Origin of the sequence: Pseudodesulfovibrio sp. lm2024, from assembly GCF_051175575.1 — a bacterium.
In the GTDB taxonomy this organism is placed as follows: domain Bacteria; phylum Desulfobacterota; class Desulfovibrionia; order Desulfovibrionales; family Desulfovibrionaceae; genus Pseudodesulfovibrio; species Pseudodesulfovibrio caledoniensis.
The window spans coordinates 200891-213986 of the sequence record NZ_CP195092.1 but is presented as its reverse complement, the minus strand read 5'-3'; the positions used below and the strand labels follow the sequence as shown (position 1 = coordinate 213986).

The 13096-nt window shown below is 65.5% G+C and carries 15 protein-coding genes; 4 read left to right on the top strand and 11 right to left on the bottom strand.

Annotated elements, in window-relative coordinates:
* The first annotated feature begins 57 nt into the window (after positions 1 to 57).
* Positions 58 to 1221 carry a glycosyltransferase family protein gene (locus ACR42D_RS00965; protein ID WP_484565007.1) on the top strand — a complete coding sequence of 388 codons (1164 nt, stop codon included), beginning with the start codon at positions 58 to 60 and terminating at the stop codon, positions 1219 to 1221.
* Complete coding sequence (locus ACR42D_RS00960) at positions 1221 to 2492, top strand: glycosyltransferase (RefSeq protein ID WP_484565006.1); 1272 nt, start codon at positions 1221 to 1223, stop codon at positions 2490 to 2492. Before ACR42D_RS00965 ends, ACR42D_RS00960 begins: the two co-directional genes overlap by 1 nt.
* 103 nt (positions 2493 to 2595) lie before the next feature.
* Here the strand turns inward: ACR42D_RS00960 and ACR42D_RS00955 are convergent, their stop codons facing one another.
* A complete protein-coding gene (locus ACR42D_RS00955) occupies positions 2596 to 3444 on the bottom strand; it encodes a DUF169 domain-containing protein (protein ID WP_484565005.1) in 849 nt (282 codons plus the stop codon).
* A 137-nt stretch (positions 3445 to 3581) separates the two neighbouring features.
* Here ACR42D_RS00955 and ACR42D_RS00950 point away from each other — a divergent pair, with 137 nt between their 5' ends.
* Positions 3582 to 4463: a LysR family transcriptional regulator gene (locus tag ACR42D_RS00950; RefSeq protein WP_484565004.1), complete on the top strand. Its 882-nt coding sequence runs from the start codon at positions 3582 to 3584 to the stop codon at positions 4461 to 4463.
* Positions 4464 to 4550: 87 nt separating this feature from the next.
* Here the strand turns inward: ACR42D_RS00950 and metW are convergent, their stop codons facing one another.
* The 10 genes from metW to ACR42D_RS00900 all read right to left on the bottom strand — a co-directional run bounded on the left by metW (position 4551) and on the right by ACR42D_RS00900 (position 12518).
* A complete protein-coding gene (metW, locus tag ACR42D_RS00945; RefSeq protein WP_484565003.1) occupies positions 4551 to 5168 on the bottom strand; it encodes a methionine biosynthesis protein MetW in 618 nt (205 codons plus the stop codon).
* Positions 5165 to 6346: a homoserine O-acetyltransferase MetX gene (metX, locus tag ACR42D_RS00940; protein ID WP_484568429.1), complete on the bottom strand. Its 1182-nt coding sequence runs from the start codon at positions 6344 to 6346 to the stop codon at positions 5165 to 5167. Before metX ends, metW begins: the two co-directional genes overlap by 4 nt.
* 93 nt (positions 6347 to 6439) lie before the next feature.
* Positions 6440 to 6850: a MarR family winged helix-turn-helix transcriptional regulator gene (locus tag ACR42D_RS00935; protein ID WP_484565002.1), complete on the bottom strand. Its 411-nt coding sequence runs from the start codon at positions 6848 to 6850 to the stop codon at positions 6440 to 6442.
* 11 nt (positions 6851 to 6861) lie between these two features.
* Positions 6862 to 7710 carry a sulfite exporter TauE/SafE family protein gene (locus ACR42D_RS00930; RefSeq protein ID WP_484565001.1) on the bottom strand — a complete coding sequence of 283 codons (849 nt, stop codon included), beginning with the start codon at positions 7708 to 7710 and terminating at the stop codon, positions 6862 to 6864.
* Positions 7711 to 7816: 106 nt separating this feature from the next.
* Complete coding sequence (locus ACR42D_RS00925) at positions 7817 to 8977, bottom strand: aminotransferase class III-fold pyridoxal phosphate-dependent enzyme (protein ID WP_484565000.1); 1161 nt, start codon at positions 8975 to 8977, stop codon at positions 7817 to 7819.
* Positions 8978 to 8988: 11 nt separating this feature from the next.
* Positions 8989 to 9405: a FosX/FosE/FosI family fosfomycin resistance hydrolase gene (gene fosX / locus ACR42D_RS00920; RefSeq protein ID WP_484564999.1), complete on the bottom strand. Its 417-nt coding sequence runs from the start codon at positions 9403 to 9405 to the stop codon at positions 8989 to 8991.
* Positions 9402 to 9797 (bottom strand): rhodanese-like domain-containing protein, encoded by a 396-nt coding sequence (locus ACR42D_RS00915; protein ID WP_484564998.1) that lies wholly within the window; start codon positions 9795 to 9797, stop codon positions 9402 to 9404. The genes fosX and ACR42D_RS00915 overlap by 4 nt, the downstream gene beginning before the upstream one ends.
* Positions 9798 to 9800: 3 nt before the next feature.
* A complete protein-coding gene (locus ACR42D_RS00910) occupies positions 9801 to 11174 on the bottom strand; it encodes a mechanosensitive ion channel family protein (protein WP_484564997.1) in 1374 nt (457 codons plus the stop codon).
* Between the two features lie 23 nt (positions 11175 to 11197).
* Positions 11198 to 12061 carry a UbiA-like polyprenyltransferase gene (locus ACR42D_RS00905; protein ID WP_484564996.1) on the bottom strand — a complete coding sequence of 288 codons (864 nt, stop codon included), beginning with the start codon at positions 12059 to 12061 and terminating at the stop codon, positions 11198 to 11200.
* A gap of 13 nt (positions 12062 to 12074) precedes the next feature.
* Positions 12075 to 12518, bottom strand: coding sequence for a DMT family transporter (locus tag ACR42D_RS00900; RefSeq protein WP_484564995.1), 444 nt, complete (start codon positions 12516 to 12518; stop codon positions 12075 to 12077).
* A gap of 212 nt (positions 12519 to 12730) precedes the next feature.
* Here ACR42D_RS00900 and ACR42D_RS00895 point away from each other — a divergent pair, with 212 nt between their 5' ends.
* Positions 12731 to 13081 (top strand): TraR/DksA family transcriptional regulator, encoded by a 351-nt coding sequence (locus ACR42D_RS00895; protein ID WP_484564994.1) that lies wholly within the window; start codon positions 12731 to 12733, stop codon positions 13079 to 13081.
* The last annotated feature ends 15 nt before the right edge of the window (positions 13082 to 13096 follow it).

The following is a 13096-nucleotide window of genomic DNA, read 5'->3' as shown; positions in this document are numbered from 1 at the left end:
ATGGTGGTTGCCGGAGAAAATGAGCTGTCCGGCTTTTTTTGTGACCCACGGATATCCATGGAATCGAAAGCCTACAACATCCTGATGTACTCCCACGACACCTACGGTCTGGGGCACATCCGCCGCACAATGGCCATCGCCAGAAACCTGGTCGGGCCCGAGGTGAACATCCTCATCGTCACCGGATCGCCCATCGTGGGCCGGTACACCATGCCGCGCGGCATCGATTTCGTGCGCATCCCGGGCATGATCAAGAAGACCAACGTGGTCTACGTGCCCCACTCCATCAAGGTCGACCCCAAGATCGCCATCTCCATCCGGACCAAGATCATCTCGGCCACGGCCAAGAGCTTCAAGCCCGACCTGCTCATCGTGGACAAGGTCCCCACCGGGCTCAAGGGCGAGGTCCTGCCGACGCTCAAGTGGATGCGCAAGAACCTGCCCTGCTCCCGCGTGGTGCTGGGCCTGCGCGACATCCTGGACGACGCCGAGTCCACCCGCGCCGACTGGAAGCGCAAGAAATTTCCCGAGGTCCTGCGCGACCTCTACTCCGAGATATGGGTCTACGGGACCAAGTCCATGTACGATCCCATCACCGAGTACGCCTTTCCCGAGGACATCGCGGCCAAGACCGTGTTCACTGGCTACATCCCGCGCTTCATTCCCCGCTCCCGCAAGACCAAGCGCAAGCACAAGCAGGTCATGGTCACCATCGGCGGCGGCGGTGACGGTTACACCGTGCTCGACACCTACCTCAAGATGCTCGAGACCAACGGCACCGTGGACTTCAAGACCCTGATGATCACCGGCCCGTTCCTCTCCCCGGAACGGCTCGACGAGCTGGCCGACCGCGCCCGCGCCCTCAAGGTCCAGATCAAGCCGTTCGTGCGCAACATGGAAAAACGGATGGCCAAATCCGACCTGGTGGTCTCCATGGGCGGCTACAACACCATGTGCGAGATCCTCTCCCTGAAGAAGCCCGCCCTGATCATCCCCCGCGACAACCCGCGCATGGAGCAGCTCATCCGCGCCCGGGTGTTCAAGGGGCAGGGGCTGTGCGACTACATCCGCTGGGGCGACGTCTCGCCCGAGACCATGCGCGAGAAGATCAACGCCCTGCTCGACGATCCCTCGCCCTACACCTCGGCCCTGAGCTCCTTTGCCATGACCGGGCTCAAGGTCATGCGCGAACGCCTGCAATACTTCCGCGAGAACTGCTGATGTCCGCACCTTCCGGCAAGAAGACCCTGGGCATGGTGCTCAAGGGGTATCCGCGCATTTCCGAAACCTTCATCTCCAACGAGATCCGCCTGCTCGAGGAGATGGGCTTCACCATCCACATCTATTCCATGCGCGCCCCGCGCGAGAATTTCACCCACGAATCCATCAAACGGATCAAGGCCAGGGTCACCTACCTGCCCGAATCCATGTTCTGGGGGCTGCCCCGGCTCGTCTACCACAACGTCCGCCTGTTCCTGCGCATGCCCGGCCGCTACCGCGAGTGCCTCAAGCTGATGAAGAAGCGGTTCAGGCTCGCGCCCAAGAAGCACACCTGGATCAAGCACATGCTCCAGGCGGGCTACATCGTCCAGAAGTCGGTCATCGACGACGGCGTGAACCTGGCCCACCTGCACGGCCACTTCGCCCACACCCCGACCACGGTGACCATGTACGCCGCCAAGCTCGCCTGCGTGCCCTTTTCCTTCACGGCCCACGCCAAGGACATCTACACCCAGGACCCGGAGCGCATCCGGGACAAGGTGGAACGGGCCGAGTTCGTGGTCACCTGCACCCGGTACAACGAACAGTACCTGCGCGGCCACGTGGCGGGCGGCAAGCCCATCCACTGCGTGTACCACGGCATCAACCTCGACCTCTTCTCGCCCAACGGCCGCCCGCCCGAGGCCAGGCCGCCCTACAAGATCCTGACCGTGGCCCGGTTCGTGGAGAAGAAGGGGCTGGACACCGTGCTCCAGGCCCTGGCCAGACTGCGCGAGCAGGGGCTCGACTTCCACTACACCCTGGTCGGCGAGGGCAAGGCGAAGTTCAATCGCAAAATCAAAGACTTGGTGCGCAAACTCGGACTGGAGGACGTGACCACCCTGCCCGGGACCATCACCCACGACGAGGTCATCGAGCTGCTGAACCACGCGGACTGCTTCACCCTGGGCTGTCGCGAGGCCGCTGACGGCGACCGCGACGGCATCCCCAACGTGGTCGCCGAGGCCATGGCCACCGGCGTGCCCGTGGCCGCCACCGACGTGTCCGGCGTGCCCGAGCTGGTGGACCACGAACGGACCGGCCTGCTCTGCCCGTCCAACGACCCGGACGGGCTGGCCGAGATCATCCGCCGCGCCCTGACCGACGACGGCCTGCGCCGCGAGATCATCCCGGCGGCGGTCGAACGCGCCCACGCGGTCTTCAACAACAAGAAGCTCATCCGCGACCTGGGCGAGATCTACAAGTCCCACGGCGTGCCCTGCGGCGAATAGCCGGGCAGGAAAAGGGCGCGGCCTTGATCGCCGCGCCCAGCTAGTTTGTCAATTCCCCCACGATAACCGCAGCCGTCCGGCGCAATCACCGGCATACCCGTTCTCAGGACTCGGCCTCGCCCCACGCCTTGGCGCTGCGCTCGACCTTCTTGCGCACGCTCTTCCAATCGGTTTCGTGGGTGAACATGGATTCGGGCAGGGCGGCCAGCATCTTCTCGTAGAGGTTCAGGGAGACCGTGAAGGTCAGCTCGTCGGTCTTCATGAACTTCCGGGCCGAGGGGTCGAAACCGCCGATGACGGCCTTTTCCAGCCCCTTTTCCCTGTAGTAGAGCGGCCAGCCGATCATGTTGGTGCAGCCCGCGCCGAACGGCGAGACCACGCAGTTCATGTCGCCGGTGGCGAAGCTCGCCTGGGTGTGCAGACCGGTCAGGACCTCGGGCCGGGCGAAGTAGATGACGAATTCGGGCTCCTCGCCGTCCTTGAACCGGGAGAGCGGCTTGAAGACGCAGTACTTGCCGGGAGCCTGGGGGGGCTCCACCGCGAGCAGAAAATCGCGCATGGCGTCCGGGTTGGGCATGTACCGTTCCCCCTGAAGCGGGGTGCCCTCGAAGCCGGTGGACACGTAATGCTCAATGAACCGCAGATGGGGCTTCAACATGCCGGAATAGTACACGCCGCCGAAACAGCCATACTCCTCGGCGGAGATGAACGCGGCCCCGCCCTTCTTGCGGGCCAGCCAGATGTTGCCCATGACGCAGGAGAAACACTTCATGACCTCCTGCATATCCAGTTCATGCCTGTCCTCCAGCTCGCGTGAAATGGGTGCGCCCTTTTTCGGACCATAGGCGTTTTCCGGCAAGGTGTCGGCGTAGTGGACGCCGAAGGGCTCCTCGCCCAGTCCCAGATACTCCAAAAATGCGGCCGTGCCGTCCTGTATGGATTGCATCGTCATATCCAACTCCCGTGGTTGTACGTCCGTGACCCGCTGGCGCGCGGGAATGTTGCCATTCGACATGCCCTTCCATACCATGCCCGTGTATAAAATAAATGGGCTGCACGGAAAACTCTATTCCATGGGTGGGCATAATCATGCAGGATTTCCTTTCCGACGTTCCGTTGCTGGTGGAGGTCGCCAGACAGAAGAGCTTCACCAAGGCGGCGGAAATACTGGGTATCGGTGTTTCGACCCTGTCCCGGCGCATCAAGCTGCTCGAAGAGCGCATGGGCGTGCTGCTCTTCTATCGGGACACGCGCAACGTGGAACCCACGGACAACGGGGCGTATCTCCTGGACCGCTGCGGCTACATCCTCGACGAGGTGAACAAGACTTACGAGGCCGTGGTCGGGAACATGCAGAACCCGTCCGGGCTGATCCGCATCTGCATGTTCCAGGACACCTACGAGCACCTGCTCAAGGACGCCCTGCTGGACTTCGCGGCCAAGTGGCCCGACATCCAGATGGAGCTGTCCTTCGCGGAGCACCCGGTGGACATGCGCACCGATCCCTATGACGTGGCCGTCCTCATCGGCTCGTCCATCGCGCCGTCGCTGGTGGCCCGGAAGCTGCTTACCGTGGAGCCGTATCTCTACGCCTCGCCCGCGCTGTTCGAGCGCTACCCCGTGCCCGGGGAGCCCCATGACCTGGACCGCCTGCCGTGCATCGTGCTCCAGCGGTTCGGGCGGCGCTGGCCCATGCACAACGGCCAGCGCCAGGTGACCGTGGAGGTGACTCCCCAATACACCTTCAGCTCCGTGGAGATGTGCCGGGATTTCGCCCTGGCCGGGCACGGCGTCACCCTGATCCGGAAGGAACGGGCCGAAGAGGACGAAAAGGCCGGGCGGCTGGTCCGGGTGCTCCCGGACTGGAGCGGCGGGTTCGCGCACGACGTGCACCTGGTCATGGGGTCCAGCCAGCTGCCCCAGCGGGTCCGGCTGTTCGTGGACCACATCCTGGCCAGCGTCCAGCCGTGAGCGCCGGGCGGAGATACTCGGAAGGGGAAAGCCCCCGCCATACGGACGTATGGCGGGGACTTTTCGTGCCGAAAGTCGGGCCGGGCCTTAGTCCGCCCCGGTCCGCCGCGCCTGGCCGAGCATGAATATGCCGAAGGTGGCGAACAGGTTGGGCAGGAAGGTGATGACCTTGCCCTGCTCGTCGTGGTGGTGGGTGGAGATGGCCACCTCCTTGACGATGGGCACGCCCAGGTGCTTGCAGAAGCGGCGGAAGTCGATGATCGGAATGACCCGGATGTTGGGCGTGTTGTACCACTCGTAGGGCAGCTCTTTGGACATGGGCGCGCGCCCGGTGAAGAGCATCTGGAGCCGGTTCCGGTAGTGGGTGAAGTTCGGGAACGAGACCACGCCCAGCCGCCCCACGCGGAGCATCTCGCGGATCAGCATCTCGGGGTCCAGGACCTGCATCAGGGCCTGGGACAGGATGACGTAGTCGAACGCGTTGTCCGGGTAGTCCTCGATCTCCTCGTAGATGTCGCCGTGGATGACGGACAACCCCTTGGCGATGGCCTGCCCGGCGGCCTCCTCGTCGATCTCGATGCCGGTGCCCAGGATGGACTTCTTCTCGGTCAGGTGGGCCAGCAGCGAACCGGTGCGGCAGCCGAGGTCGAGGACGCGGCTGCCCGGCTCTATCCAGGAGGCGATGACTTGGAGGTCGAATCTCATGCGGCGTCTCCGATGCGGCAGTACAGGCAGACCTTGTTCAAAAACCCGGAGAGCAGGTCGGAGAGCCGCGTGTTGGGCAACAGGAAGGCGTCGTGTCCCCACGGGGCCTCGATCTCGCAGAACGAGACGTCCAGGCTGTTCTTTTTCATGGCCTTGACCATGGTCTTGGACTGGTAGGTCGGGTAGAGCCAGTCCGAGGTGAAGGAGACCACCAGGTAGCGGCAGGAGGCGCGCGAAAAGGCGGCCACCAGGGAGCCGTCGCCGTAGTGGTTCTCCAGGTTGAAATAGTCGGCGGCCTTGGTCAGGTAGAGGAACGAGTTGGCGTCGAAGCGGTCCACGAACTTGTTGCCCTGGTAGCGCAGGTAGCTCTCCACCTGGAAGTCGGCCTCGAAGTCGAAGGACAGCTCCACGCGGTCCTGGAGCCTGCGGTCGAACTTGTGGCGCATGGACTCGTCGGACAGGTAGGTGATGTGCCCGACCATGCGGGCCACGGCCAACCCGTGCTCCGGGCGGCCGGATTCGTAGTAATCGCCCCGGTTCCACTTGGGGTCGGCCATGATCGCCTGGCGGGCGACCTCGTTGAAGGCGATGGCCTGGGCCGAGTGCTTGGTGGTGGTGGCGAGCGGGATGGCCGCGTGCACCCGGTGCGGGTAGCGCACGGACCATTCCAGGACCTGCATGCCGCCCACGGACCCGCCGACCACGGCCAGCAGCGTGTCGATGCCGAACGAGTCCACAAGGCGGCGCTGGGCGCGGACCATGTCGCCGATGGTCACCACCGGGAAGGCCGCGCCGAACGGCTTGCCCGTCTCGGGGTTCTCGCAGGAGGGCCCGGTGGAGCCCATGCACCCGCCGATGACGTTGGAGCAGATGACGAAATACTTGTTCGTGTCGATGGGCTTGCCCGGCCCGACCATGAGGTCCCACCAGCCCGGCTTGGGGTCGTCCGGATCGTAGAACCCGGCCACGTGGGAGTCGCCGGTCAGGGCGTGGCAGACCAGGATGGCGTTGGTCCTGTCCGCGTTCAGGGTGCCGCAGGTCTCATAGGCCAGGGTGACCGGCCCGAGCCTGCGCCCGGATTCGAGCACCAGCGGCTCGTCCGCGCCGAAGGTGAAGAACCGCTTCTCCACCAGTCCCACGGACTCGCCGGTCTCGATCTGGTCGATATATTCGCTCATGTTGGAGAAAGTAAGGCAGGCGGCCCCGGCGGTCAATGGCGCGCCCATCAGGATGCCTGATGGGCGGGAGGCGCGCGGGCCGGGGCGGGCGGCCTAGAACTGCGCGTTCATGGACGTCAGGCAGCGCAACAGCGCCTCACGGTCCTCGGGCGGGCAGGCGGCCGTCAACTCCTCGGTCAGGCGCAGGTGGAGGCGGTCGTGCTCCTCGAAGAGCGCCCTGCCCTGGTCCGTGAGCTCCACGTTGATGGACCGGCGGTCCGTGTCGTGGGGCACGCGGCGCACGCAGCCCTTGTCCTCGAGGCGGTCCACCAACACGGTCAGGGTGCCGGTGGTGATGCCCATGGCCTCGGCCAGCTCCTTCATGCGCATGGCCCCGTGGATGCCGAGCACCTCCAGGGTGTGCATCTGCGGCAGGGTCATGCCCTTTTCGCGGACCACGTCGTGCTCCCAGGACGAGAGCTTCTCGAAAAACTCCACGATGGCGTGGTTGATTCTGCCGACCATGTCCCCTCCCTCTAGATGGACGTGTACAGGCTGTAGGCCCCGAACACGATGGTCATGACCCCGGCCGTGCGCATGACCAACGGCTCGATCCACTCCTGGGTCAGGGTGCGCATCAGTCCGGCGGCCTTGTAGATGGCGAAGATGACCGCGCCCAGCGTCAGCGCGGTGGCCACGGCATAGACCCCGAAGACCGCCGTGCCCTTGAGCACGCTGCCCGAGTCCAGTGCATATGTATACATGAGCGCCACGGTCGGACAGGGCACGATCATGTTCACGAACCCGATGGTGAACAGCCCCCAGACGGTCATGGTCCGGGCGGCGGGCCTGCATCCGTGCCCCGCGCAGGCGGGGCCGTGATGATCGTGGTCGTGGTGGTGATGATCGTGATCATGGCCCTGCTCCCCGTGATCTTCGTGGGCATGGGCGTGGCCGTGTTCATGCTCGAGGGCGTGCGCATGCTCATGGACGTGACCATGTCCGTGGTCGTGATCGTGATCGTGATCGTGGGAGTGCCCGTGGTGGTCATGGTCGTGGTCATGGCTGTGCAGCAGGTGCGGCCGAACGATCAGGATCAGCCCCAGCACGAACAGGACCGCGAAGGTGGCCACATCCACGTACAGGGTGATGGACTTGGGGATGGCCAGGGAGACCGAGCCCAGCGTCAGCCCGATGAGCAGGCAGGCCAGGGTGGTCCCGGCGATAAACGACAGGGTCAGGGCCAGGACCCGCCCGCCGCGCTTCTCGCCGTACACGAACGGGGCCAGGACCAGCCAGGAATGGCCGCACGGGTTGATCCCGTGCACCAGCCCGAGCAGCACGCTCGACTGCAGGGCCACCCAGAATATGGAATCGAATTGCATGTTCCGTCCAGCTTGTTTGAAGTGTGTATAGTTTGATTTTCAAACCTTCTAAGCGTGGTTTAGTTTGAGTGTCAAGATAAAATGCGGAACCGCCCGAGAGCGGGGGTCAGGCCACGAGAGGATAGAGGGAGTGGAGGAAAGCGCGCAGATCCGGCTCGGCGATGGTCATGGCCGGGTCCAGGCGGAGCACGCAGGTCCCTGGCCGCAGGCCGCAGACAAAGCCGGAACGGACCAGCTCCCGATGCAGCTCGGCCGCGTCCGCAGGGTCCATGTCCAGGTCCATGACCGCCATGAGCCCGCGCCCGCGCACCGCGATGCCGCGCGGGACGGCCTCGGCGATGGCCCGTAATCCGGGGAGCAGTATATCCGACAGGTATCCGGCCCGTTCGATGAGGCCCCGTTCCCTGATCTCGCCCACCACGGCCCGGACCACGGACGTGCCCAGGGGATCGTTGAGGTGGGACTGGCCGTAGGGGATGGGCGCATTGCCCAGCCGACCGGCCACGCCCGCGCTCAGAGACGCGACCGACACGGGATAGCCGTTGCCCACGCCCTTGCCCAGGGCCGCGATATCCGGCTGCACGGCATAGTGCTGATAGCCGAACCACTTGCCCGTGCGCCCCATGCCGGTGGTCACCTCGTTGACCATGAACAGGCCGCCCTTGGCCGACAGGGTCCGGGCGATGGACTCGATGAATTGCGCGGGCGGGAAGCGGACCAGGCCGGACGAGCTGCCCGGCTCGAAGAGAAAGCCGCCTATGTCGTCAAAGGGGATGGACGCCCACCGGTCGCAGTCGGGGGAACACGCCTGCCGCCCGCACCCGTCGCAATCGAACCAGTCGAACACGAACCACCCTTCCCTGCGTCGGGCCGCGTCGCCGTAGGCCCCGCAATAGGAATCGCCCAAGGTCATCACCGCGGCCCCATCCAGCACGCAGCGCATGACGCGCATCCCGTACTCCACGGCCTCGCTGCCCGAACAGAGAAAGGCGCACCGCCCGCCCTCATGGCCGAGCAGTTCCTGAACCGCCCCGGCCGCCTCCTCGACCACGCCGGAGCCGTAGTTGAACCCCACGTGGGCTACGGACTCCAACTGTTCGACCAGGGCCCGCTTCACCGCCGGATTGCCGTGGCCCACCGAAGTGCACCACACGCCGGACTCCAGGTCCACGTAGCGGTTGCCCCCGGCGTCGTACAGGGAGCAGTTCTCGGCCCGGACGATGTCGGGCAGCAGCGGTTCGTAGCCGGGAAAGGGAAAGGTCTTCATGGCATGCCTCGTCAGGGTGTTGATTCCGGCTGCGCATAGGCGGCCAGCCGGTCGGCCAGGGTGCCGGTGTGCAGTTCGAAGAGGTGGTTGTCGTGATCGTGGAAGTAGAGGGAGCGCCCTTCCCCGTCCACGCGGGAGCGGCCCGCGCGGACCTCGACGCCGTACTCCCGGACGCGGCGCTCGTAGTCCGCGAACTCGCTGTCCGGAATCTGGAAGGCCACGTGGTTGTATGTCCGCTCGCCGAGCGGATCGCCCTGCATGACCGCCACCCAGACCCCGCCGATGACAAAGAACCGCTCGCGGGACAGGGAGTGCGTGTCCGGGCCGCTGTCATAGACCCGTTCGGCCCCGAAAACGGCCCGCAGAAACGCTTCCATGCGGTCCAGGTCGCGGACGATGAAGGTGATGTGGCTGAGCCCCTCGATCATGGCGAGACCGTCTCCCCGCCGAAGAGCTTCCACACGGCCATGCCGCCGGTCAGGTTGCGCACGTCGGTGTACCCGCCTTGCTGCATCTGCCGGACCGTGGGCGGGGAGCGGTGCCCGGTCATGCAGACCACGACCACGGGCTTGCTCGGGTCGGGCGCGGCCAGGGCCAGCTCGTTCAGGGTGGCCGGATACGGCACGTTGACCGCGCCGGGGATGTGGAAGAAATCGTATTCCGCCGGGGTGCGCACGTCGATGACGGTTGGCGGACCGTCCGCTTTCAGGGCCGCCTTCAGGGCCCATGGCGACATGGGGCGCACGCCCGCCAGCCACCAGCCCACGTCCCACAGGGCCAACAGGGCGAGGACGATGAGGACGGCGGTCAGGACGCGCACGGGCTACTCTTTGGGGGTTGCGGCGGGTTCGCCCGGGGCTTCGGCACCCTCGGACGGCTGGCCCCGGTCCACGGTCACGGCCAGGGCCGAGCCGGGCTTGAGGAGCACGTCCCGCTGCGGGAACGGGAAGGTGACGCCGTTTTCGTGGAACAGGTCCCAGATGCGCTTGAGCACGTCGCTCTTGATGTTGGTCACCCCGTCGTTGGTGTCCGCGATCCAGGCCCGCAGCTCCAGGTTGACCGAGCTGTCGCCGAACTCGATGAGCATGGCTCTGGGCTCGGGCGAGGTCAGGATGCGCTTCATGCCCTTGGGGGCCTCTTCCATGAGGCGCAGGGCCTTGTCCACGTCCGACTCGTAGGCGATGCCCACCGGTATCTTGAGCCGGATGTTGGTGTCCGAGTAGGTCCAGTTGATGACCTCGTTGGTCACGAAGTGCTCGTTGGGGATCAGGTATTCCTTGCCGTCGCGGGTCTTGACCGACGAGAAGCGGCCGTACACCCCGCTGACCACGCCGAACACGCCGCCCACCTCGATGGTGTCGCCCGGCTTGATGGACCGGTCCATGAGCAGAATGATCCCGGCCACATAGTTGGAGATGATCGTCTGCAACCCGAAGCCGATGCCCACGCCGAGCGCGCTGGAGAAGATGGCCAGGCTGGTCAGGTCGATGCCCACGCTGGACAGGGCCATGAGGATGGCGATGGTGAACAGCGCGACCTTGACCGTCTTGCCGAGCAGGACCTGGACCGAGGGCGAGACGTCGCGCATGTTGCCGATGCGGCCCACCGCGAACCTGGAGAGCATGACCGCGGCCTGCAGGAAGATGACGGCCAGGATCAGCCCCTTGACCGCGCCCAGAGCCGTGAACTTGGTCTCGCCCATGGAGAACGACAGGTTCTGCAGGAAATTGGTGAACGGGGTGAGCAGGCCGAGGATGTGCAGGCCGACAAAGATCCAGACCACGGTGGCCGTACTCCGGGCCAGCCCCTTGTTGGGCATGGTCAGGGCCAGCAGCCGGATGGCGATGCCCGCCACGGTCAGCTGGCTGAGCGCGTCCAGGACCCACGGCCGGTACTCCAGGAACTCGAAGACCCCGGCCGCCATCTGGGCCAGGAGGATGAACAGGACCAGCCCGCCGGTCTGGATGACGACGTAGAGCGCTCCCCGGCCCAGTGTGTTCTGCACGTGGGCGAAGCGCCAGCGCTCCAGCCGGGGCCGGATCACGCGCCACACGGCCAGGGAAAGCAGCAGAGCCCCCAGCGCGCATAGCCACTGGGCCGCCGTGCGCCAGGTCAGCACGTTGGCATGCAGCCAGTTCTCCAGGAAAAGGAGAATCTCGGTTATCTTGGCCATGACCGGCGAAAGCTGTTCTTCCATGGGGAACCTCGGGGCCGAGACTATCAGCCCCGGGCCGCCAGATCAATGACCGTGGCCGCGAACAGGACCACGGAGATGACCCCGTTCATGGCGAAGAAGGCCACGTTCACGCGGCCCATGTCGTCCGCCTTGACCAGCAGGTGCTCGGCCATGAGGGTCGCGCCCGTGAGCGCGGCCACCGCGAAGTAGACCGCGCCGAGCTGCGCGGCCCAGCCGGCCAGCAGGAAGAAGGCGGCGGCCACCACATGGCTCAGGGTGGAGATGAACAGGGCCGCCGGGATGCCCAGCCGGGCCGGAATGGACCACAGCCCCCGGCCCCGGTCGAAGTCCGCGTCCTGGCTGGCGTAGAGCAGGTCGAACCCGGCCACCCACAGGGTCACGCCGCAGAACAGCAGGACCGAGGGCAGGGAAATGGACGGGGTCACGCAGATCCAGCCCGCCACCGGGGCCAGCCCCAGGACCGAGCCGAGCACGAAGTGGCACCAGTAGGTGAACCGCTTGCAGAAGCTGTAGGACGCGGCCATGACCAGGGCCACGGGCGAAAGCAGCAGGCAGAGCGAGTTCATCAGCGCGCAGGCGGCCACGAAGACCAGGGCCGTGGCCCCGATGAAGACCAGGGTGAACCGGGTGGACAGCTCGCCCGTGACCAGCTCGCGCTTCTGGGTGCGCGGGTTCTCGCGGTCGATGTCCAGGTCGGCGTAGCGGTTGAAGGCCATGGCGAACGAACGCACGGCCACCATGGCCACGGTCAGCACGACCATGTTGTACAACCCCGGCCACCCTCCGGCGGCCAGGAACGCGCCCATGTAGGCGAAGGGCAGGGCAAAGACCGAGTGCTCGATCTTGACCATCCGGCACACGGTGGCCAGGTCCTTGGCGAAGCTCATTGTTCTCTCTCGGTTAGTATTTGTTGACCAGCACGGCCCCGGCCAGCAGCAGGCACACACCGAACACGCGGGGCCAGGACACCGTATGCACCTGATACCCGACCGCGCCGAAGTGGTCCAGCGCCAGGGAGGCCACCAGCTGGCCGACCAGCAGCCAGGCCATCATGCTCGTGGCCCCGATCTGCCCGGCCAGGACGATGGTCGCGAAGACGAAGAACGCGCCGAGCGCCCCGCCGGTCCAGGCCCAGACCGGGGCCGTGGAGGCCATGCCCAGCGAGGGCATGGGCGTGCGCGTGGCCAGCAGATAGGCGAGCAGGGTCAGAGTGCCCACGCCGAAGGATATGGCCGCGGCCCAGACCGGATCGCCCAGGGCGCCGCGCAGCCGGAGGTTGATGCCCGCCTGGACCGGCATCATCGCCCCGGCCGCCATGGCGAAAAGAAGATATAGCCACTTCATGTCTGCCTCTTCATTGGTCTAGATTTTTTCAAGAGTTATTCAAGACAACCCTCGCATCCATTGTGAATGGTAGCGGCCTTTGGCCTGGGAGTCCACGATTTCGAACGGTTGGAATGCACGAAAACGTCGAAAGCCTGTCACCAAAGCGCCACCCATGGCCAGCCCGGAGGGAATAGGAAGAATCAACTCATACTCAATCGGACGGAGGTATCATGACCAGGAACCAGATCAGGGAAATCAGGTCCCACCTCATGCAGGGCCTGCACAGCATCAACGGCCAGTTGACCGGCGGCATCACCGCCCTCGAAAACTGCCCCGACGACACCGATTTCGCTTCCCAGCTCGCCCAGCACGGCCTTTCCGTGGCCATGCAGCGCCGCCGGGTGGCCCGCATCCACGAGATAGAGGCGGCCCTCAAGCGCCTGTCCCATTCCGATTACGGCATCTGCGAGGAGTGCGGCGAGGAGATCGGGGTGGCCCGGCTCAAGGCCAACCCCTCGGCCCGCCTGTGCGTGCACTGCCAGGCCGCCGAGGACGAAGGCCTGAACCGGCGCTGCGCCTAGGCCGCCGAACGACTT